The sequence below is a fragment of the Pseudomonas sp. JQ170C genome (genome assembly GCF_035581345.1).
Taxonomy (GTDB): Bacteria; Pseudomonadota; Gammaproteobacteria; order Pseudomonadales; family Pseudomonadaceae; genus Aquipseudomonas.
Map to the genome: position 1 here is coordinate 1,634,362 of NZ_CP141608.1, position 25,003 is coordinate 1,659,364.

Below are 25,003 nucleotides of genomic sequence, written 5' to 3' on the forward strand. Positions count from 1 at the left end.
CGGGCGATGGACATGCCGAAAGTATCAGTCGCCACTATGGCTGACAGCGGGGCCTACACCGACCTCAACCGCCTCAACTCGCTGAAGGTCGGTGACCGCGACAGCGAGGCCAACCTGCGCAAGGTGGCCCAGGAATTCGAGTCGCTGTTTCTCAACGAGATGCTCAAGTCGATGCGGTCGGCCAGTGACGTACTGGCCAAGGACAACCCGCTCAACACCGAAACCACCAAGCAGTACCAGCAGATGTACGACCAGCAACTGGCGGTGAGCATGTCCCGCGAGGGTGGCGGCATCGGCTTGCAGGATGTACTGATGCGTCAGCTGGCCAAGCAGAAGGCGGCGCCGGTGAGCAACAGCCCGTTCCCGCGCTTCGACGTTCAGCCTCGTGCACTGGGTGCCACCGCCGTGGGCGTGGCCGAGCGCTCGGGCGACACCGCTACGCGCAACGATGTGGCCGCCCTCAACTCGCGTCGCCTGGCCTTGCCGGGCAAGCTCACCGACCGCTTGCTGGCGGGGCTGGTGCCGTCCGCTGCCACCCCCAACACCACGCCGATTCCCGGTCGCACGACCCCGCTCGGCGATGCCGTGGCCAAGGGCGACTGGGAGCCAGCAACCGCGTTTGCCGCACCGGGCAAAATGCGCATCTACGGCCGCGCCGTGGCCCAGCCGCCGCTGGCGCCGGCCAAGCGCGCGTTCGGCTCTTCGGATGAATTTGTCGCCACCATGCTGCCGATGGCCGAGCAGGCCGCCAAGCGCATCGGCATCGACCCACGCTACCTGGTGGCCCAGGCGGCCCTGGAAACCGGTTGGGGCAAGTCGGTCATGCGTCAGGCCGATGGCTCCAGCAGCCATAACCTGTTCGGCATCAAGGCCACCGGCAGCTGGCAGGGTGCAGAGGCGAGGGCGATCACCAGCGAGTTTCGTGATGGTCAGTTCGTCAAGGAGACGGCGGCGTTCCGTTCCTACGATTCGTATCAAGACAGCTTCCACGACCTGGTAAGCCTGTTGCAGAACAACAGTCGCTATAAAGATGCGGTCAGCGCTGTCGATAACCCGGAGCAGTTTGCCAAAGAGCTGCAGAAGGCCGGCTACGCCACTGACCCTGACTACGCACGCAAGATCATCAGCATTGCCCGGCAGTTGCAGCCAACCCAGCAATACGCCATGGCTGGCGGTACCACGAATCTATAAGGATTGAAGTATGTCGAATCTGATCTCGATCGGGCTGAGCGGCCTGAACGCCAGCCAGGCAGCGTTATCGGTCACCTCCAATAACATCGCCAACGCTGCAACGTCGGGCTATTCGCGCCAGCAGGTCGTGCAGACCACGGGCGGCATGCAGAACATCGGTGTCGGCTTTATCGGCACCGGTACCACGCTCTCGGATGTGCGACGTATCTACAACGGCTACCTGGATAACCAGCTGCAGACCGCCACGTCGCTCAACACCGACGCGCTGGCGTTCCAGGATCAGATCACCAGCGTCGACAAGCTGTTGGCCGACAGCAACACCGGCATCAGCTCGGTACTCACTGCATTCTTCTCGGCGTTGCAGACCGCCTCGGCAACCCCGGGCGACGTCGCTTCGCGCCAGTTGCTGCTGACTCAGGCGCAGACTCTGAGCAACCGTTTCAACGCCATCTCCTCGCAGATGAGCCAACAGAACGACAGCATCAACTCCCAGCTCGACACCCTGAGCGGCCAGGTCAACAAGCTGACCTCCAGTATTGCCGAGTACAACAAGCAGATCGTGCAGTTGTCGGCCACGGGCAACACCCCCAACAACCTGATCGACGCACGCAATGAAGCCGTTCGCTCGCTCAATGAACTGGTGGGTGTGACGGTACAGGAGCGTGATGGCAACCTGGACGTTTACCTGGGTACTGGCCAGTCGCTGGTCACCGGCAACAGCGCCAACACCCTGTCGGTTGCCCCGGGGAGTGCTGACAAGAGTCAGTTCAGCCTGCAGATCAACTACCAGACCTTCAGCTCCGACGTCACCTCGGTGGTCACCGGCGGGCAGATCGGTGGTTTGCTGCGTTATCGCAACGACGTGCTCGCGCCTTCGATCAACGAACTGGGGCGCGTGGCCCTGGTGGTCGCCGACAGCATCAACAGCCAGTTGGGGCAGGGCCTGGATGCCAACGGCCAGTTCGGCAGCGGCCTGTTCTCCAGCATCAACAGCATCACCGCCATCAGCCAGCGCAGCCTGGCGGCCTCGGGCAACAGCGCAGGTTCCGGCAACCTGGATGTGACCATTGCCGACAGCGGTGCCTTGAGCATCTACGACTACGAGGTCAAGTTCACCAGCGCGAACGAGTACAGCGTGCGCCGTTCCGATGGCACCGACATGGGCAAGTTCGCACTGGACGCCGACCCTGCGCCAGTCATCGACGGCTTCAGCCTCAAGCTCAACGGTGGTGGCCTGGCCGCAGGCGACAGCTTCAAGGTGATCCCGACCCGCGCCGCCGCTGGCAGCATCAACACCGTGCTGACCGATGCCAACAAGTTGGCCTTCGCCGGCCCTATCACCGGCACGGCCGGCAGCGGCAACGGCGGTACCGGCAGCATTGTCTCCCAGCCCAGCCTGAGTGAGCGCCTGGATATCTACGGTGGTGCCGAGCAGGCGCAACTGCAGGAAGCGATCAAGCACTCCATGCCGGTCCGGGTGGTGTTTGGCGAGGCCAGTGGCGGCACGCAGAGCTACAAGATCTTCGACGCCAAGGGCGGTGAGATCGGTGCCGGCAATATCGTGCCGGGCCAGGACAACGACCTGTCCATCAACGTCCCGATGCGCGATGCTGCTGGCGCGCCCATGCTCGATGCTGGCGGCAAGCCACGTACCTTCAAGGTGGACACCACCATCGGTGGTAGCCCGTCGGCCGACGACAGCTTCACCCTGGGCTTCAACGCCGACGGCAAGTCCGACAACCGCAATGCCAAGGCACTGCTGGGCCTGCAGACCCAGTCCACCGTCGGCACCGGCTCCGGTGGCGGCACCAGCTTTACCTCCGCTTATGCCTCGCTGGTCGAGCGCGTCGGTGCCAAGGCTGCCCAGGCCAAAATCGACACCACCGCCAGTGGCGCCGTGCTCGATTCGGCCAAGGCCAGCCGCGCATCGGTCTCCGGGGTCAACCTGGATGACGAGGCGGCCAGCCTGGTCAAGTTCCAGCACTACTACACCGCGTCGTCGCAGATCATCAAGACCGCGCAAGAAACCTTCAGCACCTTGATCAACGCCCTGTAAGGAGTAGCCGATCGTGCGTATTTCCACTGCTCAGTTCTATGAGACCAGCGCCACCAGCTACTCGAAGAATTTCTCCGACGCGGCCAAGACCCAGGAGCAAGTGTCGTCGGGTATCCGTATCCAGACGGCGGCGGATGATCCGGTTGGCGCTGCGCGTTTGTTGCTGCTGCAGCAGCAGAGTGCCTTGCTGGGGCAGTACGATGCCAACATGACCACGGTGAGTAATGCGTTGCTGCAGGAAGAGAGTGTGCTCTCGAGCATCAACGATGCGCTTCAGCGCGCCAGTGAACTGGCACTGCAAGCCGGTAACGGTGGTCTTAGCGACGCCGACCGTACCTCGATCGGCAGCGAGATCAAGGAGATCGAGGCGAACGTCTTCGGTCTGCTCAATTCTCGCGATGCCAATGGCAACTACATGTTCGGTGGCTCGAAGACCGACGCGCCGCCCTATGTGCGCAACAGCGATGGCACCTACAGCTACCACGGCGATCAGACCCAGCTCAGCCTGCAGGTGTCCGATACTCTGCACCTTTCTACCAATGACACCGGTTACAGCGTTTTCGAGACGGCCACCAACAACAGCCGTACCGAAACCAGCCTGAAGGCGCCCTCGCCAGACGATGGTCGGATCAGCCTGTCTCAGGGGTTACTGACCTCGGTCAATGCCTACAATGGCTCCTTTGGCGCCGGGCAGCCCTATACGGTGAAGTTCACCAGCGCGACCCAGTACAGCATCACTGACGCCAGCGGCAAGGACATCACCAGCGAAACGGCTACCAATGGCACCTTCGACCGTAATGCAGAGGGCGGCAATACCATTTCCTTGCGCGGGGTCGAGTTTGAAATCAATGTCGCCTTGAAGGAAGGTGATGACCCAGACGCAGTATTGGCCGGTCATGAGTTCACGTTGCAGGGCAAGCCAGACAGCTTGAACGCAACGCGCAGCGCCGGTAATGCTTCCACTGCGCAGGTGACCGGCACCCGTATTGCGGACGCCGATGCCTACCGCAGCACCTTCCCAAGCGACGGGGCGGTGATCAAGTTCACCAGCGACACCGAGTATGCCTTGTACGCCCAACCATACAGCGCTGACAGCAAGCCGGTGGCCACGGGTACGGTTGGCGCTGGCAATGCCTTGACCGTTGCAGGTGTGACCTACCAATTCGACGGTCCACCCGCGGCGGGCGATCAGTTTGCCGTCACCGCCAACACCCACAAGACCCAGAACGTGCTCGATACCCTGGGCCAGTTGCGCGCCGCGCTGGATGCACCGGTCACCGATGGAGTGGCGTCGTTCAAACTCAAACAGGCGACCGACTCGGCGATCTCCAACCTGGCCAGTGCGCGCGAGCGCATTGATATCACCCGAGGGGCGATCGGTGCGCGGGGCAACTCGCTGGATATTCAGAAGCAGGAAAATGTCAGCCTGGACCTGGCCAACAAGAGCACGCAGAACGCTATCGGCAACACTGATATGTCCACGGCCGCGATTACCCTGACCTTGCAGCAAGCCATGCTTGAGGCATCGCAACTGGCCTTTGCGCGCCTGTCGCAGTTGAGTCTGTTCAACAAGATCTGAAGGGCACTTCGCAAAGCCATCGCGGGGCAAGCCCGCTCCTGCCACGGTAGGAGCGGGCTTGCCCCGCGATTTTTTATGCCTGAAGTGATGAGCGTCGCTACCGCTTAGACAATTGAGTGTGACCAATGAGTCAAATCGGGCATCTTCCCTGTATTCTATCGGTGGCATTTGCAAGAATTTGTTGCCGTTTTTTTGTGTGCAGGACCCGGCAACACCGCTGCCATGCGCCACCCCTAGGTGGTGCAACCCCGGTTTTTGGCGCCCTCAGTTCTGCGAGTGGCGGTCTTTGGCTGTTTTGATTGGGAAGCCAGAATGATTGGCATAAAAAGTATCGCGAGTTACGTGCCCACCGCTGGCCTGGACAACTACGCCCAGGGTGCGAAATTCGGCAAGGATGAAGCGTTCATCTTCGGCAAGATCGGCTCGACCTTTCTGCCGCGCAAGGCAGACGAGCAAGAAACCTCCGACCTCTGTGTAGAGGCGGCCAAGGCCCTGTTTGCCAACAACCCGGACCTCGATCCGCAGTCCATCGATGCCTTGATCGTAGTCACCCAGAACGGTGACGAAGAAGGTTTGCCGCACACCGCGGCCATCGTCCAGGACAAGCTGGGCCTGTCGACCCGCGTAGCGGCCTTTGACGTGTCGCTGGGCTGTTCGGGCTACGTGTATGGCCTGTATGCGATCAAGGGCTTCATGGAGGCCGCAGGCCTGAAGAACGGCCTGCTGATCACCGCCGACCCGTACTCGAAAATCGTCGACCCGCAAGACCGCAACACCACCATGCTGTTCGGTGATGCCGCCACCGCCACCTGGATGGGCGAGGGCGCTACCTGGCAGTTGGGGCTGGCACGTTTTGGCACTGACGGCTCCGGTGCGGCGCACCTGAAGGTCACCGACGGTAATTTCTTCATGAACGGCCGCCAGGTGTTCAACTTCGCCCTGGTCAAGGTGCCCGCGCACCTGCACGAGCTGCTCGATGCCTCGGGGCTGAGCTCGGCGGACATCGACGCGTTCTGCATCCACCAGGGCAGTGCGGCCATCGTTGATGCCGTGGCCCGGCGCTTTGAAGAAGACCCGGATTCGACGGCGAAGGACAAGTTCGTCAAGGACATGCTCGAAACCGGCAACACCGTGTCGTCCAGCGTGCCGCTGCTGCTGGAGAAGCACATGCTCGATGGCACCTGGAAGCGCGTAGCCATCAGCGGTTTTGGTGTTGGCCTGTCGTGGGGTTCGGCGATTCTTTATCGCTCGTAATTTTCCCGTAGCGCCGTACTCAAAAACGCCCATGACCGAAACGTCATGGGCGTTTTTTATTGGCGTCAAAATTACCGCGAAAGCACGATTTTTAAGGTGCCTAAGGCCTTGAATTGCAAGGGGGTGGCACGGTGCTAGTAAAAAATTTGAAAAAACCCCTCAAGCAACCTGCGTTCACGACGATAACCATTACGAAGGTTCTCTAGGCCACACCCGGCGGTTGCCAGGGCCGGAAGCCGCAGTATCCATCCAACGAGGATTTCGTCATGGCATTAACCGTAAACACCAACATCACTTCCTTGGGCGTTCAGAAGAACCTGAACCGTGCTTCCGACGCGCTGGGCACCTCGATGTCCCGCCTGTCCTCCGGCCTGAAGATCAACAGCGCTAAAGACGATGCTGCCGGCCTGCAAATCTCCAACCGTCTGACCAGCCAAATCAAAGGCCTGACCGTTGCGGTCAAGAACGCCAACGACGGTATCTCCATTGCCCAGACCGCTGAAGGCGCGATGCAGGAATCCACCAGCATTCTGCAGCGTATGCGCGAACTGGCGCTGCAATCGGCTAACGGTTCTAATAGCGATGACGACCGCACCTCCCTGCAACAAGAATTTACTTCGCTTTCCGGTGAGCTGACCCGTATTGCCAAAACTACCACCTTCGGTGGCCGGAATATCCTGGACGGCTCGTTCCAGAACGTTGGTTTCCAGATCGGTGCCAGCGCCAACGAAACTATTTCGTTCGGTATGAGCGACATCAGCGCTACTGGATTGAAAGGTTCCTACAGCGAGGCCACTGTCGCTGGTGGTGCTATGGGCGGTCTGACTGCAACTGCATTGGGTACAAAATTGACTACTGGTGTTGCTACCACCAGTACCGTCGGAACTCCAGACAGTAAGCTGATTACGGCCGGTGCCGGTGCGGTTGCTGGTGATGCTGGTACTTTCACCATTGGTGATCAGACTGTAACTATTGCTACTGGCGATAAAGGTGCTGCAATCGCCGGTAAAATTCAGACCGCAATGCGGGCTGCAACTGGTGGTGATGCTGCCGCAACCGCCACTTGGTCTGAGACTACTGGCCTGACACTTTCCTCCAAGGTGGACTTCACCATTGGGGGCTCAGGTCCTTCTTTGGCTCTTACCGGTCTGTCTGCAGGCAAGCACGAAGTTGTGGGTGCACCAAGCGTTGGCGCTGATGCCGTTGGTAAGGCTGGCAAAATGACAGTCAACGGTTCCGCTATTTCTTGGGGTGCGACTGATACAATCACATCGGTTCTGGCTCAAATCAAAACTGCTGACGGTATTGATGCCGCCAAGACTAAGATTGATGGTGATGGCCGTATCAGCATCACCTCCAAAGATGGCAGTGATGTCAAGCTGGTAAACACTGACAGCGGATCTTTGGCTACTCTGGGTTTGACTGCTGGTACTACTGAGGCTAAAACCGGCGAAGACACCTCCGTTACTCTTAATGGTGTTGAGGTCAAGTTCGCAAAAGGTTCGACCGCTCAAAACATTGTCTCCGCAATCAACAGTGCTAGCACCGGTGTGACCGCTAGTTTGACCAAGAACGGTGAGCTTTCCTTGTTCTCCGACAAAGATATCACCATCGCTGATGGCAGTGCCGGCACTGGTTTGACTGCTTTGGGCTTGGTAGGCAAAACTGGCGCAACCGCCGTCTCGATGGAAACCACCGTTTCTAATTTGAGCATCACTGATGCCAACAAATCTCAGGTTTCCATCCAGGCCCTGGATGCTGCCATCGCTCAGGTTGACAGCCAGCGTGCTCAGCTCGGTGCGGTGCAGAATCGTTTCGACACTACCGTTGCTAACCTGAACAGCATCTCAGAAAACTCCACTGCGGCCCGCAGCCGTGTTCAAGACGCTGACTTCGCGGCTGAAACCGCAGAACTGACCAAACAGCAAACTCTGCAACAGGCTTCCACCGCGATTCTGTCCCAGGCTAACCAGCTGCCGTCTTCGGTACTGAAACTGCTGGGCTGATGATTGGCTGAGTACTAACGAAAGGGTGCGTAATGCGCCCTTTCGTTTTTTCTATCTGCACAGGTATTCGACATGGACATGAGCGTCAAACTGGGGTTGTCTTACCCCGCGCTGAATACTGCGGAGCCTCCCTCGGGCAAGGCGCAGGAGTTGAAGCGAACTGACACGCCGGCAGATGAAACACCTAAACAGGCTGATCGCGATGCGTTGGACCAGGCAGTCCAAGCGATCCAGGCCTTTGTCAAAGCCGCTGAGCGGCAACTGGAGTTTTCGATCGATGACTCCACAGGTCAGGTGGTTGTAAAAGTTATCGCCCGTCAAAGCGGCGAAGTAATCCGCCAACTGCCGTCCGAAGCGGCCTTGAAGTTGGCCCAGAATTTGAACGATGCCAGCAGCCTGTTGTTTGCAACCAAGGTTTGAAGTGGCACGGCTTTTGTTTCTGCCATTAACCGGCGCGTTTTTGTCAGAAAATCGACAGCCACCGAATAAGGAGCGTGAAGATGGCGAGTTCAACGATCAGTGGTATTGGTTCTGGTATTGACACCCAAGGTATCGTCAAGGCCTTGGTAGAGGCCGAGAAGGCACCCAAGCAACTCCAGATCAACAACCAGACCAAATCGGCAACGACGTCGTTGTCGGCCATCGGCTCCATCAAGAGTGCGCTGGAAACCTACCGGTCGGCTCTTGCCAAGCTCAACAACGGCACCAGCTTTACGGGGTTGGCAGGTACGACTTCCGACGAAAAAGTAGCCAAGGTCACCTTGGCAGACGGTGTGACGGCGGGCACCTATGCATTGGAAGTTACCCAGCTCGCAAGCGCCTCGAAGATCTCTAGCAAGGTCTACTCTGGCGCCTCGGCGGTGATCAACGAGACGGGTGACTCGCAAGCTCTGACCATCAGTCAGTCGGGCACAAGCTATAGCGTCAACATCGCGGCAGGTGCCACCTTGCAAGAGGCGCGCGATACCATTAACGGGCAGTTGCAGTCCAAAGGCATTACGGCCAACGTCCTGACGGATGCCAGTGGCTCGCGGTTGGTGTTCTCTTCGACCAAAACCGGTGAAGGTACGGAGTTGACCCTGGGCGGCAGCGCCGATGTGGCTACAGGAGCGACCACCATCACCGAGCCGCAGAATGCTAAATATACGCTGGATGGCCTGGAATTGGAGTCTACCTCCAACACCGTGACAGGTGCCGTGAGTGGTCTGAACATTGAGCTTATCAAAGAAGGCAAGTCCACCTTGGCGGTCGCCGCCAATAACGAAACGCTTAAAACCTCGGTCCAGTCTTTTGTCTCGGCCTATAACGCCTTGATGACTGCCGTTAACGCACAAACGAAAGTGACTGCCGGTGGTGATGACAAAAGCTCTACCGGGGCTGCACTGACCGGGGATGCAACCATGCGCTCGCTGGTCAACTCGGTCCGCGGCGAGTTGAATAAGGCCGCAGGCACCGGGGGCTTGCGTACGTTGTCTCAGTTGGGCATCAGTACCGTACAGAAAACCGGCCTGCTCGAGTTTGATGAGGCCAAGTGGAACACCGCAATCAAAACCCATAGTGCCGATATCAGTGGTCTGTTCACGGGCAAGGACGGCTTGCTCAGTCGAATGACCAACGCCACGGAAGATTACGTAAAGTCGGGCGGTATCCTGGCATCGCGCCAAAGTGCCTTGAGCACCCAGCTCAAGAATCTCGAAGAAGAACAGGAAAACCTGGACCGTCGTATTGAAACCCTCACTACGACCTTGACCAAAAAATACAACGCCATGGACAGTCTGGTCGCCCAGCTCAAGAGCTCCAGTGACAGTGTGATGAGTACACTTAATGCGCTGAACAACCCTAAAAATGACTGATGGTGCGACGCTAAAGAAACTCGCTGACTGGCCGATTTAGACAGTAATCAGGCCAATCGCCGCTCTGCTTAACGAGGAATGAACATGCATCCGATGAGAGCCCTTCGCCAGTATCAGAAGGTCAATTCCCACGCTCAGGTTTCCGAGGCTAGCCCCCACCGTTTGGTGCAGATGCTGATGGAGGGTGGGCTTGATCGAATGGCGCAAGCCAAAGGAGCGATCAGCCGTGGCGATGTGGCTCAGAAGGGGCTGTTGCTGGGCAAGGCCATCGACATTATCAGTGGTTTGCGCGAAGGCCTGGACAAAGAGAAGGCCGAGGACCCAGCAGCCCTTGAACAGTTGGACGAGCTTTATGCCTACATGATCGTGCGCCTCACCGAAGCAAACCTGCGCAGCGATCTTGCGATCATCGATGAGGTCGCGAAATTATTGATCACCGTTAAAAGCGGCTGGGATGCCATCGCTCCACAATAAGGCCGCAGGCCAAGAGGTACGCACCATGAGTCACGCACTGCAGCGAGTGGACGAAACCCGCAGCGCCCTGCTAGATGCGCTGAGCGAGCGTAACTGGGAGGAAATCGGCAAGTTGGACGAGACCTGTCGCTCGTGCATCGATGAGATGCTCAACGAGGCGTCGATGGACGAGGCAGTGGTGCGCGAGAAGCTGGAGGGGTTGCTGCAGGTGTATCGCGAATTGTTGGACGTGACCATCGGCGAACGCCAGGCAATCGCCAATGAGATGACCCAGATCAATCAGTCCAAAAATGCTTCAAAAGTGTATCAACTCTTCAGTTAAGATTGCGCCGAGCTGAAGAGCGGGCGCCATAAATTTGACTGTGCTCGCTTTTTTGACTTAACTAGTAGCTGTTTTCCAATATTCACACGTCCGAAACTGACCGTTCAGTCGGAATGATGTCGAGCATGCCCAGAATAGGGCGCCGAAATGACTAGGGAAGTTGCTATTGCATGTGGCGTGAAACCAAAATTCTGCTGATCGATGACGATAGCGCCCGCCGCCGCGATCTAGCGGTGGTATTGAATTTTCTTGGGGAAGAAAATTTGTCCTGCTCCAGCCTTGATTGGCAGCAGGTGGTCGAGTCGTTGTCGTCCAGTCGTGAAGTACTCTGTGTCCTGATCGGGACCGTAAACGCTCCGGCAAGTCTGATGGGCTTGCTAAAGACAGTCGCAGCCTGGGATGAGTTCCTTCCGGTGTTGCTGATTGGTGAAATTTCTTCTGTCGAGCTGCCAGACGACCTGCGTCGTCGCGTGCTGTCCAGCGTCGAGATGCCACCCAGCTACAGCAAGCTGCTCGATTCCCTGCACCGTGCCCAGGTCTATCGCGAGATGTACGACCAGGCCCGCGAGCGCGGTCGCCAGCGCGAGCCGAATCTGTTCCGCAGCCTGGTCGGCACCAGCCGTGCCATTCAGCACGTGCGCCAGATGATGCAGCAAGTGGCCGACACCGATGCCAGCGTGCTGATCCTCGGCGAGTCGGGCACCGGCAAGGAAGTGGTCGCGCGTAACCTGCATTACCATTCCAAGCGCCGCGAAGCGCCGTTCGTGCCGGTCAATTGCGGCGCGATCCCGGCCGAGCTGCTGGAAAGCGAACTGTTCGGCCATGAGAAGGGCGCCTTTACCGGTGCCATCACCAGCCGCGCCGGGCGATTCGAGCTGGCCAACGGCGGTACCTTGTTCCTCGACGAAATCGGCGACATGCCGCTGCCGATGCAGGTCAAGCTGCTGCGCGTGTTGCAGGAACGTACTTTCGAGCGGGTCGGCAGCAACAAGACCCAGGGCATCGATGTGCGCATCATCGCCGCGACCCACAAGAACCTCGAGAACATGATCGAGGCGGGGACCTTCCGCGAAGACCTGTACTACCGCCTCAACGTCTTCCCCATCGAGATGGCCCCGCTGCGTGAGCGCGTCGAGGACATCCCGCTGTTGATGAACGAGCTGATCTCGCGCATGGAGCACGAGAAGCGCGGCTCGATCCGCTTCAACTCGGCAGCGATCATGTCGCTGTGCCGACACGGCTGGCCGGGCAACGTCCGCGAGCTTGCCAACCTGGTCGAGCGCATGGCGATCATGCACCCGTACGGGGTGATCGGTGTGTCGGAGCTGCCGAAGAAATTCCGCTATGTGGATGACGAAGACGAGCAACTGGTCGACAGCCTGCGTTCGGACCTGGAAGAGCGCGTGGCCATCAACGGTGGTTCGCCAAGCTTTGCCACCCACGCCATGCTGCCGCCCGAAGGCCTGGACCTCAAGGACTACCTCGGTGGCCTGGAGCAGGGCTTGATCCAGCAGGCGCTGGACGATGCCAACGGTATCGTTGCCCGCGCCGCGGAACGCCTGCGCATTCGTCGTACCACCCTGGTGGAGAAGATGCGCAAGTACGGCATGAGTCGTCGAGACGGCGAGGAGCAGGCGGAGGATTGACGCCTGCTTGAACACAGCGGGGCGCTCAGGCGCCCCGTTTTGCGTTATACCCCTACCTTTTACAGGGCTGTAATGCCCGTCCTGCCTGCCTTTGGCCGGTTGCAACCGGGTGGGTTGCACCCGCTGGTCAAGTACCCGGCACGCCTATTGCTTTATCGCTGCCAACACACCGTTTTATGACGGTCAGTCACGCGAGAGAGCACGATGCCCCAGGCCGCCCCCATCTCCTGTGTCCCTGAAGTGAAGGGGCAGAACGCCGCCGAACAGGAAAGCCGCCTTGGCCTCGAGCAGGCCTTTGCCCTGTTCGATCAGGTCTCCAGTCAGTTGAGCGAGTCCTACAACCTGCTCGAAGCCCGGGTCACCGAACTCAAGGGCGAGTTGGCGGTGGTCAGCGCCCAGCGCATGGCCGAGCTTGCCGAGAAGGAGCGCCTGGCCAACCGCTTGCAGAACCTGCTTGACCTGTTGCCCGGTGGCGTCATTGTCATCGATGCCCAGGGGCGCGTGCGCGAGGCCAATCCTGCGGCCTGCGACTTGCTGGGCGAGCCGCTGGAAGGGGAACTGTGGCGTGAAGTGATCGCCCGCAGTTTTGCCCCGCGTGATGACGACGGCCATGAAGTGTCGCTGCGTGACGGGCGCCGCCTGTCGATCGCCACGCGTTCGCTGGATGCCGAGCCCGGGCAGTTGGTGCTGCTCAACGACCTGACCGAAACCCGTCAGTTGCAAGGGCAGTTGGCCCGCCATGAGCGCCTGTCTTCGCTGGGGAAAATGGTCGCTTCACTGGCCCATCAAATTCGTACGCCGCTGTCGGCGGCCCTGCTGTATGCAAGCCACCTGGCCGAGCAGACCCTGCCGGTCGAAACCCAGCAGCGTTTTGCCGGCAACCTAAAGGAGCGCCTGCATGAGCTTGAGCATCAAGTGCGCGACATGCTGGTGTTCGCCCGCGGCGAGCTGCCGCTGACCGACCGGCTCACGCCCAAGGCACTGTTCCAGGCCCTGCAGCAGGCCGCCCAGGCTCATGTGCAGGGTCATGAAGTGCGCTGGCAGTGCGACAGCCACCTGGGCGAGTTGCTGTGCAACCGCGACACCCTGGTCGGCGCCTTGCTCAACCTGATCGAAAACGCCCTGCAGGCCAGCACTGAGCCGGCGCGCCTGAAGGTCCACCTGTACCGCCGTGGGCAGGTGCTGCGCCTGTGCATCAGCGATGCCGGGGCCGGCATCGACAGCGCCTTGCTGGCGCGACTGGGTGAACCCTTCCTGACCACCAAGGCCACCGGTACCGGGCTTGGTCTGGCGGTGGTCAAGGCGGTGACGCGAGCCCACCAGGGCGTTCTGCAACTTCGCTCGCGGCCTGGCCGCGGCACCTGTGCGCTGGTCACGTTGCCGTTGATCGATGCGCGGAACATGGAGAGCACGCAATGAAGGCAATCAAGGTGCTGCTGGTCGAAGACGATCGGGCACTGCGTCAGGCCCTGGGCGATACCCTGGAGCTGGGCGGCTTCGAGTACCGCGCCGTCGGTTCTGCCGAAGAGGCGCTGGAAGCGGTGGCCGCCGAGGCGTTCAGCCTGGTGGTCAGCGACGTCAACATGCCGGGCATGGACGGGCACCAGTTGCTGGCCCTGTTGCGGGCGCGCCAGCCGCACCTGCCGGTGCTGTTGATGACCGCCCACGCGGCGGTCGAGCGCGCGGTCGAGGCCATGCGCCAGGGCGCCGTGGATTATCTGGTCAAGCCGTTCGAGCCACGGGCACTGCTGGACCTGGTGACGCGTCACGCCCTTGGCGTGGTGGCGGGGCAGGCCGACGAAGGGCCGGTGGCCTGCGAGCCGGCCAGTGCGCAATTGCTGGAGCTGGCCGCGCGGGTGGCGCGCAGCGATTCCACCGTGTTGATCTCCGGTGAGTCCGGCACCGGCAAAGAGGTGCTGGCGCGCTATATCCATCAACAGTCCAGGCGCGCCAATGAGCCGTTCGTGGCGATCAACTGCGCCGCGATCCCCGACAACATGCTTGAGGCGACCCTGTTCGGTCACGAGAAGGGCTCCTTCACTGGCGCCATTGCCGCCCAGGCAGGCAAGTTCGAGCAGGCCGACGGCGGCACGTTGTTGCTCGACGAAATTTCCGAGATGCCACTGGCGCTGCAGGCCAAGCTGCTGCGCGTGTTGCAGGAGCGGGAAGTGGAGCGGGTCGGTGGGCGCAGGCCGATTGCCCTGGATATTCGCGTGGTGGCTACCACTAACCGTGATCTGGCAGGTGAAGTGGCCGCGGGTCGGTTCCGTGAGGACCTGTTCTATCGGCTGTCGGTGTTTCCGCTGGCCTGGCGTCCGTTGCGCGAGCGCAGCGCCGATATTCTGCCGCTGGCCGAGCGCTTGCTGGCCAGGCACGTCAATAAAATGAAGCATGCCCCCGTGCGCCTCTCGCCCGAGGCCAGGACTTGCCTGCAGGGTTATGCCTGGCCGGGCAATGTGCGTGAGCTGGACAACGCCCTCCAGCGGGCGTTGATCCTGCAGCAGGGCGGGGTGATCGAGGCGGCGGATTTTTGTCTGGCCGGGGTCATGCCGATGTTCACCACTGCCTCGGCGCCGGCGCCGGCCCTGGCGGTAGCGCCGCTTGAGCCAGCGGCCAGCGGCTTGGGCGATGACATGCGCCGTCACGAGTTCCAGATGATCATCGATACCCTGCGCGCCGAGCGTGGCCGGCGCAAGGAAGCGGCCGAGCGCCTGGGCATCAGTCCACGCACCCTGCGCTACAAACTGGCGCAGATGCGGGATGCCGGGATGGATGTCGAGGCCAGCCTCTACGCCACATAAGGGTCGGGTGCCTACGGGCTTTTGTCCGCCGGTCGGACAGAGCTGGCACTCTTGTTGCTAAGTCCTGCCTATCCGCTGCGTGAGTGTCAAAAAAATGCGGGTCGTCGGAGAGAGAAGTCCATGAGCCAAGGTGTTGAATTTAATCGATTGATGTTGGACATGCGGGCCATGCAGATGGACGCCATGTCGATGCCAAAAGCGGCGGCTGCGCCTGAGCTGGGCTCAAGCAATTTTGCCGACATGCTGGGGCAGGCCATCAATAAGGTCAGCGACACCCAGCAGGCTTCCACGCAACTGGCCAATGCCTTCGAGATCGGCAAGAGCGGCGTGGACCTGACCGACGTGATGATCGCTTCGCAAAAAGCCAGCGTTTCCTTTCAGGCCTTGACCCAGGTGCGCAACAAGCTGGTCCAGGCCTATCAAGACATCATGCAGATGCCGGTATAAGGGCGAGATTGAGTCATGGCCGAAGCAGTCGTCGATAACGTGCCCGCCAAAGGCAGCGCAGCCGCGTCCAAGCCGCCGCTGTTCGGCATGTCGTTCCTTGAGAACATCTCGCAGATGCCGATGCTGCGCCAGGTGGGCCTGCTGGTGGGCCTGGCGGCGAGCGTGGCGATCGGTTTTGCCGTGGTGCTCTGGTCGCAGCAGCCCGACTATCGGCCGTTGTACGGCAGCCTGGCCGGCATGGACACCAAGCAGGTCATGGAAACCCTGGCCGCAGCCGACATCCCCTACACCGTCGAACCCAATTCCGGTGCCTTGCTGGTCAAGTCCGACGACATTTCCCGCGCGCGCCTGAAACTTGCCGCTGCCGGTGTGGCGCCGGGCGACGGCAACGTCGGTTTTGAAATCCTCGATAAAGAGCAGGGCCTGGGTACCAGTCAGTTCATGGAAGCCACCCGTTATCGCCGCGGCCTTGAAGGCGAGCTGGCGCGCACGGTGTCGAGCCTGAACAACGTCAAGGCAGCACGGGTACACCTGGCGATTCCGAAAAGCTCGGTGTTCGTACGCGATGAGCGCAAGCCCAGCGCCTCGGTACTGGTCGAGCTGTATCCGGGCCGCGCCTTGGAGGCGGGCCAGGTGATGGCCATCGTCAACCTGGTGGCAACCAGCGTGCCGGAGCTGAACAAGGCCGACGTGACGGTGGTCGATCAGAAGGGCAACCTGCTCTCCGACCAGGTGCACAACTCCGAGCTGACCATGGCCGGCAAGCAGTTCGACTACAGCCGCCGCATGGAAGGCATGCTCACCCAGCGTGTGCATAACATCCTGCAGCCGGTGCTGGGCAACGACCGCTACAAGGCCGAAGTGTCGGCCGATGTCGACTTCAGCGCCGTCGAGTCCACCTCCGAACAATTCAATCCTGATCAACCGGCGCTGCGCAGCGAGCAGTCGGTCAATGAACAGCGCTCCAGCAGCATGGGCCCGCAAGGTGTGCCCGGTGCTCTGAGCAACCAGCCACCTGGCCCGGCGACTGCGCCGCAGACCACCGGCGGTGCAGCCGGCGCAACCGCTGCCGTGCAACCCGGCCAGCCGCTGCTCGATGCCAACGGCCAGCAGATCATGGACCCGGCCACCGGCCAGCCGATGCTCGCCCCGTACCCGGCCGACAAGCGCCAGCAGTCGACCAAGAACTTCGAGCTGGACCGCTCCATCAGTCACGTTCGCCAGCAGCAAGGTCGCCTGACCCGACTGTCGGTGGCGGTGGTGGTCGACGACCAGCTCAAGGTCGACCCGGCCACCGGCAACAGCGCCCGTGCCCCCTGGGCTGCCGAAGACCTGGCGCGCTTCACTCGTCTGGTGCAGGACGCCGTGGGCTTCGATGCCAGTCGCGGCGACAGTGTCAGCGTGATCAACGTACCGTTCGCCGCCGACCGTGGCGAGGTGATCGCCGACATCCCGTTCTACACCCAGCCCTGGTTCTGGGACATCATCAAGCAAGTGATGGGTGTGTTGTTCATCCTGGTACTGGTGTTCGGCGTGCTGCGCCCGGTACTCAACAACATCACCGGCAACGGCAAGCAACCTGCCGCGGCCGATGGCGACATGGAACTGGGCGGTATGCTCGGTCTGGATGGCGAACTGGCCAACGACCGCGTCAGCCTGGGTGGTCCGCAAAGCATTCTGCTGCCGAGCCCGAGCGAGGGCTACGACGCACAGCTCAACGCAATCAAGAGCCTGGTGGCCGAAGACCCGGGTCGCGTGGCCCAGGTCGTGAAAGAGTGGATCAACGCCGATGAGTGATAACCGAGCCCTTACCGCCAAACTGTCCCGGGTCGACAAGGCAGCGATCCTGCTGTTGTCCCTGGGTGAAACCGACGCTGCCCAGGTGCTGCGGCACATGGGCCCCAAGGAAGTGCAGCGGGTCGGCGTGGCCATGGCGCAGATGGGCAACGTCCATCGCGAGCAGGTCGAGCAGGTGATGAGCGAGTTCGTCGAGATCGTCGGCGACCAGACCAGCCTGGGCGTCGGCTCCGACGGCTACATCCGCAAGATGCTCACCCAGGCCCTGGGCGAGGACAAGGCCAATGGCCTGATCGACCGCATCCTGCTCGGTGGCAACACCAGCGGCCTGGACAGCCTCAAGTGGATGGAGCCGCGTGCCGTGGCCGACGTCATCCGCTACGAGCACCCGCAGATCCAGGCCATCGTGGTGGCCTACCTGGACCCGGACCAGGCCGGCGAGGTACTGGGCAACTTCGACCACAAGGTGCGCCTGGACATCATCCTGCGCGTGTCGTCGTTGAACACCGTACAACCGGCGGCGCTCAAGGAACTCAACCAGATCCTCGAGAAGCAGTTCTCCGGCAACTCCAATGCCGCGCGCACCAACCTGGGCGGCATCAAGCGTGCTGCCGACATCATGAACTTCCTCGACAGCTCGGTGGAAGGCCAGTTGATGGACGCGATCCGCGACATCGACGGCGACCTCTCCGAGCAGATCGAAGACTTGATGTTCGTGTTCAACAACCTGGCCGACGTCGACGACCGCGGCATCCAGGCACTGTTGCGCGAAGTGTCCTCCGACGTGCTGGTGGTGTCGCTCAAGGGCGCCGACGAGAAGGTCAAGGACAAGATCTTCAAGAACATGTCCAAGCGGGCCTCGGAACTGCTGCGCGACGACCTGGAGGCCAAGGGGCCGGTACGGGTCAGCGACGTCGAGGCGGCGCAGAAGGAAATCCTCACCATCGCCCGCCGTATGGCCGAAGCCGGAGAAATCGTGCTCGGTGGCAAGGGCGGGGAAGAGATGATCTAAGCGATTTTTCGCCAGGCAAGCCCACCCCTCCGCAGGAGCGGGCTTGCCCCGCGACCCAGATGAGTGCGTGCAGTCATGTCAACCAACGAGCACCTGAGTGAGCTGATTCGCGCCAACGACGTCGAGGGTTTCGACCGCTGGGCGCTGCCCAGCTTTGATCCGGAACCCGAGCCTGAACCGGAGCCCGAGCCGGAACCTGAAGTTGTTCAGGAAGAGGTCGAGGAAGTGCCGCTGGAAGAAGTCCAGCCGCTGACCCTCGAGGAGCTCGAAAGCATCCGCCAAGAGGCCTACAACGAAGGCTTCGCCACCGGCGAGCGCGAAGGGTTCCACAGCACCCAGCTCAAGGTCCGCCAGGAGGCCGAAACAGCCCTGGCCGCCAAGCTGTCGAGCCTTGAGCGCTTGATGACGAACCTGCTTGAGCCGATAGCCGAGCAGGACAACCAGATCGAGAAATCCGTGGTGCACCTGGTGGCGCACATGGCCCGCGAAGTCATTGGTCGCGAGCTGCGCAGCGATTCCAGCCAGATCACCCAGGTGCTGCGTGAAGCCCTGAAGTTGCTGCCCATGGGCGCCGACAACATCCGCATCCATATCAATCCGCAGGACTTCACCCTGGTCAAGGCGCTGCGCGAGCGCCATGAAGAGCGCTGGAAACTGCTCGAAGATGAGTCCCTGCTGCCCGGCGGCTGCCGTATCGAAACCGATCACAGCCGCATCGACGCGAGCATGGAAACCCGTATCGAAAAAGCCCTGGCGCAGCTGTTCGACCAGCTGCACGACCAGGGCCTGCACCCTGCCGCGCCTGACGTGCAAGTAGACCTGAGCAAGCCCGATGCGCCTTGATCGCACCAGTTTCGGCAAGCGCCTGGGCACTTACGCCGAGACCATCAAGTTGCCTGTACAGCCGGTGGTCGAGGGCCGCCTGCTGCGCATGGTCGGCCTGACCCTGGAGGCCGAAGGCCTGCGTGCCGCGGTGGGCAGCCGCTGCGTGGTGATCAACGACGACAGCTACCATCCGGTGCAGGTCGAGGCCGAAGTGATGGGCTTCTCCGGCGGCAAGGTGTTTCTGATGCCGGTGGGCAGTGTCGCCGGCATTGCACCGGGCGCACGGGTTGTACCGCTGGCCGACAACGGCCGCCTGCCCATGGGTATGAGCATGCTCGGCCGGGTGCTCGATGGTGCCGGGCGGGCGCTCGACGGCAAGGGCGGGATGAAGGCTGAAGACTGGGTGCCGATGGACGGCCCGACCATCAACCCGCTCAACCGTGACCCGATCAGCCAGCCACTGGACGTCGGCATCCGCAGTATCAACGGCCTGTTGACGGTGGGGCGCGGCCAGCGCCTGGGCCTGTTCGCCGGTACCGGCGTGGGCAAGAGTGTGCTGCTGGGCATGATGACCCGCTTCACCGAGGCCGACATCATCGTGGTCGGCCTGATCGGTGAGCGGGGCCGTGAGGTGAAGGAGTTCATCGAGCACATTCTGGGTACCGAGGGTCTCAAGCGCTCGGTGGTGGTGGCGTCGCCTGCCGACGATGCGCCGCTGATGCGTTTGCGGGCGGCGATGTACTGCACCCGCATTGCCGAATACTTTCGTGACAAGGGCAAGAATGTCCTGCTGTTGATGGATTCGCTCACCCGTTTCGCCCAGGCCCAGCGGGAAATCGCGCTGGCCATCGGCGAGCCGCCTGCCACCAAGGGTTATCCGCCGTCGGTGTTCGCCAAGTTGCCCAAGCTGGTGGAACGCGCCGGTAACGGCGAGGCGGGTGGTGGCTCGATCACCGCGTTCTATACCGTGTTGTCCGAAGGTGACGACCAGCAGGACCCGATCGCCGACTCGGCCCGGGGTGTGCTTGACGGCCACATCGTGCTGTCCCGGCGCCTGGCCGAGGAAGGGCACTACCCGGCCATCGACATTGAAGCTTCGATCAGCCGGGTCATGCCCCAGGTGGTCACCCCGGCGCAGATGGGCCAGGCCCAGCAGTTCAAGCAGCTGTGGTCGCGGCTGTCCCAGAGCCGCGACCTGATCAGTGTCGGGGCCTACGTGGCCGGTGGCGACGCCGAGACGGACCTGGCCATCGCCTTGCAGCCAAAGCTGGTGCACTACTTGCGCCAGGGGCTGAACGACAATGTCAGCCTTGAGCAGAGCCGCGAGCACCTGGAAAGCGTGTTCGCCCAGCCCAACCCCGGCGCGGGGGGCTGATAGGCCATGGCCCAGCCCGGTCGTGCGGCGCGCCTGGCGCCGGTGGTGGAGATGGCCGAGAACGCCGAGCGCCAGGCCGCCCAGCGCCTGGGGCAGTTCCAGCAGCAAGTGAGCCTGGCCCAGGCCAAGCTCGCCGAGCTCGACCGCTTTCGCGAAGACTACCAGCTGCAATGGATCAACCGTGGTGGCCAGGGGGTCTCGGGCAGTTGGCTGGTGAATTACCAGCGCTTCCTTGGCCAGCTTGAAAGCGCCATGACCCAGCAGCGCCAGAGTCTGGCCTGGCACCAGAACAACCTCACCAATGCCCGTGGCACCTGGCAGCAGGCCTATGCCCGGGTCGAAGGCCTGCGCAAGCTGGTGCAGCGCTACATCGACGAAGCCCGCCTGGTCGAGGACAAACGCGAGCAGAAGCTGCTCGACGAACTGTCCCAGCGTCTGCCGCGCCACGACCGCTATTGATCCGGGCCTTGGGGGGCAAGAGTTGCCCCACCGGAGCAGGGCTGCTACACCTTCTAGTTGTCTGTCATCGTCGTTCTCGAAGGAATCGCCTACATGGCCGTAGAAACCGTAGTCTCCCAGGATGGGAAAAAACTGACGATCAAAGTCAAAGGCCGCTTTGACTTTGGCAAGCACCAGGAATTTCGCGAAGCCTATGAGCGCAAGCCGGTACGGCCGGACTCGGTGGTGGTCGACCTGAAAGAGGCGACCTACCTCGACAGCTCGGCGCTGGGCATGCTGCTGATGCTGCGCGATCACGTTGGGGGCGAAGAGTCGGAAGTGCAGGTGGTCAATACCAGTTCCGATGTGCGCAAGATTCTCGCGATCTCCAATTTCGACAAGCTGTTCGACATCAGTTGATCCGGGCTATGCCTGACTCAGCGCTGACTGTGCTTATCGCCGAAGATGGCGCGGCAGACCGGTTGCTGCTCGCCCGCATCGTCAGCAAGCAGGGGTATGCGGTGCTCACCGCCGAAAATGGCGAGCAGGCCGTGGCACTGTTTACCGAGCAGCGCCCGCAGGTCGTGCTGCTCGATGCGTTGATGCCGGTGATGGATGGCTTTGAAGCCGCGCGCCGGATCAAGGCCCTGGCAGGCGAAACCCTGGTGCCGATCATCTTCCTGACGTCGTTGAGTGAGGAAGAAGCGCTGGTGCGCTGCCTGGAGGCCGGTGGCGACGACTTTCTGGCCAAGCCTTACAGCCCTGTGATCCTCGGCGCCAAAATCAAGGCGATGGATCGTTTGCGCCGCTTGCACGCGACGGTGCTGGAGCAGCGCGACCAGATCACCCGTCACCATCACCATTTGCTGAACGAGCAGCGCGTGGCCAAGGCGGTGTTCGACAAGGTGGCCCATGCCGGGTGCCTGAGCGCGCCCAATATCCGCTATTTGCAATCACCCTATGCCTTGTTCAACGGGGACCTGTTGTTGGCAGCCTTCACCCCGTCCGGGGATATGCATGTGCTGCTGGGGGACTTTACCGGCCACGGCTTGCCGGCAGCGGTCGGTGCCATGCCGCTGGCCGAGGTGTTCTACGGTATGACGGCCAAGGGCTATGGCCTGGCTGAAACCCTGCGCGAGATGAATGCCAAGCTCAAGCGCATCCTGCCTGTAGATATGTTCTGCTGCGCGGTGCTGCTCAACTTGAGTTTTCAGCGACGCGTGGTCGAGGTGTGGAACGGCGGTATGCCGGATGGCTATCTGTTGTCGGTTGACGGCCGCGAGCCCTTGGCGCTGGTGTCCCGGCACTTGCCGTTGGGTGTGCTGGCGCCGGAGCGCTTCGATGATTCGACCCAGGTACTGCCGCTGGGCCTGGGCGAGCGGCTGTTCTTGCTGTCGGACGGGGTGGTCGACACCAGTGATGACCAGGATCAGCTGTTCGGGGTAGAGCGCCTGCGCCAGGTGCTCGTCGACAATCGCCAGCCGGGCTTGCTGTTCGAGGAGGTGCTGCATGCGCTGGACGCCTTTCGCGGGCGCTCCCGTGACGACGTGAGCCTGGTGGAAATCCGCATGGTGGAGCCCGAGGCGTTGTCGCCGCCACCGTTGATCTATTCTGACAGCGGCCAGAGTGCACCGCTGGATTGGTCGTTGCAGTTCGAGTTTCGCGCCCAGACGCTCAAGCGCTTCAATCCGCTGCCCTATCTGTTGCAGTTGCTGCAGGAGGTGCACGGCCTGCGGGCCCAGAGCGGGGCGCTGCACAGTGTATTGAGCGAGTTGTATTCCAATGCCCTGGAGCATGGAGTGCTGGGGCTTGATTCGGCGCTCAAGCGAGATGCCGCCGGCTTTGCCGAGTACTACCGCCAGCGCAGTGAGCGTTTGCAGGCGCTGGGGGAGGGCTGTATTCGCGTAGGCCTGCGGGTTGAACCTCAAGGCCTGGGCGGGCGTCTGATCATCGAGGTGGACGACAGTGGCAAAGGTTTCAACGTAACTAAAGTGCTGGCGCGACCGCTTATCGAGCAAGGCTTGAGCGGGCGAGGGCTGAACCTGATACGTCGGCTGAGCCGGCACGCCGAATGGACTGACCAGGGGCGCCGAGCATGCGTGGAGTTCACCTGGGACGCTCTGGCATAATCCAACTTGATCAAGGAGTGAGCAAGTGACTGATAACCACATCGATCGCAAGGTACTCAGCGACCTGCAGGAGGTCATGGACGATGGCTACCTGCATTTGCTGGAGATCTTTCTCGACGACTCCGAAAAACGCTTGAGCCAATTGCATGAAGCCAAGAATGCAACGGAGCTTGGGCATGCCGCGCACAGCTTCAAGGGCAGTAGCAGCAACATGGGTGCACTGGTCCTGGCCGAGCTGTGCAGGCAACTGGAGGAGCGTGTCAAGCAACAGCCCTTGTATGGGATCGAAGACCTGATCAACCAGATCGATCGCGAGTACGTGCTGGTTCGTCAGTTGTACAGCGACGAACACCAGCGTGTTTTGATCGGTTGATTGCCTGCAGCTGGCGCGACTTTTGCTGTACTTTCGCTATTGAACGTTAAAGATGCCCCGTAGCGGAGACGCGTACATGCCTGTTGCTTCCAACCCCTTGCTCCAGCCCGGCGTCGCGGCCAAGCCGTCGCGGGCCGCGGCCAGCCAGCCGGACGCGTTGTTGCAGAGCGCCAAAGACAAGTCTGAAGGCTTCTCCAAGGTGTATGCACAGCAGTCCCGCGGCCCGGAGCCGGCGTCTGCCGCCAGCGGCAAGGACAAGCAGGCAGCGGTTGCCGACAGCGGCAAGAATTTGCCTGACGACAAGGACGATGCTGTCGAAGACCCGGCGTCTGCTGCCGATTCCACCGCACTCGATCCAAAGCTGGTTGCCGGTCAGGTGACCGATGCGCAGCCCGGGTCGCAGTTGATCCAGGCCCAGGCCGAGGCAGTGGCGCCGGTTGTCCAGGCGGCCCAGTTGCAGGCCCAGGTGGGTGTGGTGCCTGAGGCGAGCGAAGAACTCCCTTTCGACCCTGATGCCGATCCGCTGGCGGACATGCCGGCCTTGCGCATGGCCCTTGAGCAGAGCGCCCAGGCCCAGGGCACCACCTCGGCCCATGCCGCCGGCAAGGCGACACAGGCGGATACGCCAGCGCAGCCGGTCGCCAATACCCTGGCGGCGTTGGTGGAGGAGGCAGGAACCGAAGCCGAGCAGGGTGAGCCGGGTGACAAGGCTTTTTCAGCGCTGCTCGATGATGGCCTCAAGGACCTCAAGAGCACGGCCAGCGATACCCGCGTCGACAACTTCGCTGAACGCCTGGGCGCCCTGACCCAGGCCGCCACGGCAAAAACCGCCAGCCCCACCGTGGCTGCCGCGCCTTTGCACCAGCCCTTGGCGATGCACCAGGGCGGTTGGACCGAAGGCTTGGTCAACCGCGTCATGTACCTCTCCAGCCAAAACCTTAAATCTGCCGATATCCAGCTTGAGCCGGCCGAGCTTGGGCGCCTGGATATCCGTGTGCACCTGGCGCCCGAGCAGCAGGCGCAGATCACCTTCACCAGTGGTCATGTGGGGGTGCGTGAAGCCCTGGAAAACCAGGTGCACCGGCTCAAGGAAATGTTTGCCCAACAGGGGCTGGGGCAGCCGGACGTCAACGTTGCCGACCAGTCCCGTGGCCAGCAGCAACAGGGCAGCCCTGATTCGCCGCGCCTGAGTGGCGTGGCGGCGCGGCGCAATGAAGCGGGTGAAGTCGCTGCTGCCAGCGCGCCGGTCGAGCAGCAAGTGGTCATCGGCTCAAGCGCAGTCGACTACTACGCCTGACGCCTGTAGGAGCGGGCTTGCCCCGCGATAGCGATCTGCCTGCCACTACGCTATCGCGGGGCAAGCCCGCTCCTACGGGCAGTTGGCATAACACTTGCTCAACCCTCGCCATGTGACTGAATTCTCCG

22 protein-coding genes are annotated in these 25,003 nt (G+C 61.5%); all 22 read left to right on the top strand.

The features are described from left to right. Window positions 1–6: 6 nt before the first annotated feature. The 22 genes from flgJ (at window position 7) to U9R80_RS07675 (ending at window position 24,875) form a co-directional block, all read left to right on the top strand. Window positions 7–1,191: a flagellar assembly peptidoglycan hydrolase FlgJ gene (gene flgJ / locus U9R80_RS07570; RefSeq protein ID WP_301836972.1), complete on the top strand. Its 1,185-nt coding sequence runs from the start codon at window positions 7–9 to the stop codon at window positions 1,189–1,191. 10 nt (window positions 1,192–1,201) lie between these two features. Beyond that, complete coding sequence (gene flgK / locus U9R80_RS07575) at window positions 1,202–3,247, top strand: flagellar hook-associated protein FlgK (protein ID WP_301836971.1); 2,046 nt, start codon at window positions 1,202–1,204, stop codon at window positions 3,245–3,247. 13 nt (window positions 3,248–3,260) lie between these two features. Next, window positions 3,261–4,826 (top strand): flagellar hook-associated protein 3, encoded by a 1,566-nt coding sequence (locus tag U9R80_RS07580; RefSeq protein ID WP_301836970.1) that lies wholly within the window; start codon window positions 3,261–3,263, stop codon window positions 4,824–4,826. A 312-nt stretch (window positions 4,827–5,138) separates the two neighbouring features. Then, window positions 5,139–6,080 carry a ketoacyl-ACP synthase III gene (locus tag U9R80_RS07585; protein ID WP_301836969.1) on the top strand — a complete coding sequence of 314 codons (942 nt, stop codon included), beginning with the start codon at window positions 5,139–5,141 and terminating at the stop codon, window positions 6,078–6,080. A 266-nt stretch (window positions 6,081–6,346) separates the two neighbouring features. Beyond that, window positions 6,347–8,086: a flagellin N-terminal helical domain-containing protein gene (locus U9R80_RS07590; RefSeq protein ID WP_301836968.1), complete on the top strand. Its 1,740-nt coding sequence runs from the start codon at window positions 6,347–6,349 to the stop codon at window positions 8,084–8,086. 72 nt (window positions 8,087–8,158) lie between these two features. Then, on the top strand, window positions 8,159–8,506 hold the full coding sequence (locus U9R80_RS07595; RefSeq protein ID WP_301836967.1) for a flagellar protein FlaG: 348 nt from the start codon (window positions 8,159–8,161) through the stop codon (window positions 8,504–8,506). Window positions 8,507–8,586: 80 nt separating this feature from the next. After that, window positions 8,587–9,939, top strand: coding sequence for a flagellar filament capping protein FliD (fliD, locus tag U9R80_RS07600; RefSeq protein WP_301836966.1), 1,353 nt, complete (start codon window positions 8,587–8,589; stop codon window positions 9,937–9,939). Between the two features lie 84 nt (window positions 9,940–10,023). Next, window positions 10,024–10,413 (top strand): flagellar export chaperone FliS, encoded by a 390-nt coding sequence (fliS, locus tag U9R80_RS07605; protein WP_264653181.1) that lies wholly within the window; start codon window positions 10,024–10,026, stop codon window positions 10,411–10,413. 25 nt (window positions 10,414–10,438) lie between these two features. Continuing rightward, window positions 10,439–10,735: a flagellar protein FliT gene (locus U9R80_RS07610; protein ID WP_264652137.1), complete on the top strand. Its 297-nt coding sequence runs from the start codon at window positions 10,439–10,441 to the stop codon at window positions 10,733–10,735. A gap of 170 nt (window positions 10,736–10,905) precedes the next feature. Continuing rightward, complete coding sequence (gene fleQ, locus U9R80_RS07615; RefSeq protein ID WP_301836965.1) at window positions 10,906–12,381, top strand: transcriptional regulator FleQ; 1,476 nt, start codon at window positions 10,906–10,908, stop codon at window positions 12,379–12,381. 204 nt (window positions 12,382–12,585) lie between these two features. Beyond that, window positions 12,586–13,800, top strand: coding sequence for a sensor histidine kinase (locus tag U9R80_RS07620; protein ID WP_301836964.1), 1,215 nt, complete (start codon window positions 12,586–12,588; stop codon window positions 13,798–13,800). Next, entirely contained in the window at window positions 13,797–15,182 is a 1,386-nt protein-coding gene (locus U9R80_RS07625) for a sigma-54-dependent transcriptional regulator (RefSeq protein WP_301836963.1), read from the top strand. The genes U9R80_RS07620 and U9R80_RS07625 overlap by 4 nt, the downstream gene beginning before the upstream one ends. A gap of 120 nt (window positions 15,183–15,302) precedes the next feature. Continuing rightward, window positions 15,303–15,629 carry a flagellar hook-basal body complex protein FliE gene (gene fliE / locus U9R80_RS07630; protein ID WP_010224994.1) on the top strand — a complete coding sequence of 109 codons (327 nt, stop codon included), beginning with the start codon at window positions 15,303–15,305 and terminating at the stop codon, window positions 15,627–15,629. Window positions 15,630–15,644: 15 nt separating this feature from the next. Continuing rightward, window positions 15,645–17,426, top strand: coding sequence for a flagellar basal-body MS-ring/collar protein FliF (fliF, locus tag U9R80_RS07635; RefSeq protein WP_301836962.1), 1,782 nt, complete (start codon window positions 15,645–15,647; stop codon window positions 17,424–17,426). Beyond that, window positions 17,419–18,438 carry a flagellar motor switch protein FliG gene (fliG, locus tag U9R80_RS07640; RefSeq protein ID WP_274118003.1) on the top strand — a complete coding sequence of 340 codons (1,020 nt, stop codon included), beginning with the start codon at window positions 17,419–17,421 and terminating at the stop codon, window positions 18,436–18,438. Before fliF ends, fliG begins: the two co-directional genes overlap by 8 nt. Window positions 18,439–18,513: 75 nt before the next feature. Next, window positions 18,514–19,281, top strand: a complete 768-nt coding sequence (gene fliH, locus U9R80_RS07645) for a flagellar assembly protein FliH (RefSeq protein ID WP_301836961.1) — start codon at window positions 18,514–18,516, stop codon at window positions 19,279–19,281. Beyond that, on the top strand, window positions 19,271–20,638 hold the full coding sequence (fliI, locus tag U9R80_RS07650; protein ID WP_301836960.1) for a flagellar protein export ATPase FliI: 1,368 nt from the start codon (window positions 19,271–19,273) through the stop codon (window positions 20,636–20,638). The genes fliH and fliI overlap by 11 nt, the downstream gene beginning before the upstream one ends. A 6-nt stretch (window positions 20,639–20,644) precedes the next feature. After that, entirely contained in the window at window positions 20,645–21,097 is a 453-nt protein-coding gene (gene fliJ, locus U9R80_RS07655) for a flagellar export protein FliJ (protein WP_028945491.1), read from the top strand. 93 nt (window positions 21,098–21,190) lie between these two features. Next, the gene (locus tag U9R80_RS07660; protein ID WP_301836959.1) at window positions 21,191–21,496 is read left to right on the top strand and encodes an STAS domain-containing protein; all 306 of its coding nucleotides are present in this window, start codon (window positions 21,191–21,193) and stop codon (window positions 21,494–21,496) included. 8 nt (window positions 21,497–21,504) lie between these two features. Further along, on the top strand, window positions 21,505–23,205 hold the full coding sequence (locus U9R80_RS07665) for an ATP-binding SpoIIE family protein phosphatase (protein WP_301836958.1): 1,701 nt from the start codon (window positions 21,505–21,507) through the stop codon (window positions 23,203–23,205). Window positions 23,206–23,230: 25 nt separating this feature from the next. Next, a complete protein-coding gene (locus tag U9R80_RS07670) occupies window positions 23,231–23,578 on the top strand; it encodes an Hpt domain-containing protein (protein ID WP_301836957.1) in 348 nt (115 codons plus the stop codon). A 76-nt stretch (window positions 23,579–23,654) separates the two neighbouring features. After that, window positions 23,655–24,875, top strand: coding sequence for a flagellar hook-length control protein FliK (locus U9R80_RS07675; protein ID WP_301836956.1), 1,221 nt, complete (start codon window positions 23,655–23,657; stop codon window positions 24,873–24,875). Window positions 24,876–25,003: the final 128 nt, after the last annotated feature.

Coding starts and splice junctions, on each gene's coding strand:
- fliI (WP_301836960.1), top strand. CDS start 19,271: ATGCGCCTTGATCGCACCAGTTTCGGCAAGCGCCTGGGCACTTACGCC.
- U9R80_RS07585 (WP_301836969.1), top strand. CDS start 5,139: ATGATTGGCATAAAAAGTATCGCGAGTTACGTGCCCACCGCTGGCCTG.
- fliJ (WP_028945491.1), top strand. CDS start 20,645: ATGGCCCAGCCCGGTCGTGCGGCGCGCCTGGCGCCGGTGGTGGAGATG.
- fleQ (WP_301836965.1), top strand. CDS start 10,906: ATGTGGCGTGAAACCAAAATTCTGCTGATCGATGACGATAGCGCCCGC.
- U9R80_RS07620 (WP_301836964.1), top strand. CDS start 12,586: ATGCCCCAGGCCGCCCCCATCTCCTGTGTCCCTGAAGTGAAGGGGCAG.
- flgK (WP_301836971.1), top strand. CDS start 1,202: ATGTCGAATCTGATCTCGATCGGGCTGAGCGGCCTGAACGCCAGCCAG.
- fliE (WP_010224994.1), top strand. CDS start 15,303: ATGAGCCAAGGTGTTGAATTTAATCGATTGATGTTGGACATGCGGGCC.
- fliF (WP_301836962.1), top strand. CDS start 15,645: ATGGCCGAAGCAGTCGTCGATAACGTGCCCGCCAAAGGCAGCGCAGCC.
- U9R80_RS07625 (WP_301836963.1), top strand. CDS start 13,797: ATGAAGGCAATCAAGGTGCTGCTGGTCGAAGACGATCGGGCACTGCGT.
- fliS (WP_264653181.1), top strand. CDS start 10,024: ATGCATCCGATGAGAGCCCTTCGCCAGTATCAGAAGGTCAATTCCCAC.
- U9R80_RS07675 (WP_301836956.1), top strand. CDS start 23,655: ATGCCTGTTGCTTCCAACCCCTTGCTCCAGCCCGGCGTCGCGGCCAAG.
- fliD (WP_301836966.1), top strand. CDS start 8,587: ATGGCGAGTTCAACGATCAGTGGTATTGGTTCTGGTATTGACACCCAA.
- U9R80_RS07665 (WP_301836958.1), top strand. CDS start 21,505: ATGCCTGACTCAGCGCTGACTGTGCTTATCGCCGAAGATGGCGCGGCA.
- flgJ (WP_301836972.1), top strand. CDS start 7: ATGGACATGCCGAAAGTATCAGTCGCCACTATGGCTGACAGCGGGGCC.
- U9R80_RS07595 (WP_301836967.1), top strand. CDS start 8,159: ATGGACATGAGCGTCAAACTGGGGTTGTCTTACCCCGCGCTGAATACT.
- fliH (WP_301836961.1), top strand. CDS start 18,514: ATGTCAACCAACGAGCACCTGAGTGAGCTGATTCGCGCCAACGACGTC.
- U9R80_RS07610 (WP_264652137.1), top strand. CDS start 10,439: ATGAGTCACGCACTGCAGCGAGTGGACGAAACCCGCAGCGCCCTGCTA.
- U9R80_RS07590 (WP_301836968.1), top strand. CDS start 6,347: ATGGCATTAACCGTAAACACCAACATCACTTCCTTGGGCGTTCAGAAG.
- fliG (WP_274118003.1), top strand. CDS start 17,419: ATGAGTGATAACCGAGCCCTTACCGCCAAACTGTCCCGGGTCGACAAG.
- U9R80_RS07660 (WP_301836959.1), top strand. CDS start 21,191: ATGGCCGTAGAAACCGTAGTCTCCCAGGATGGGAAAAAACTGACGATC.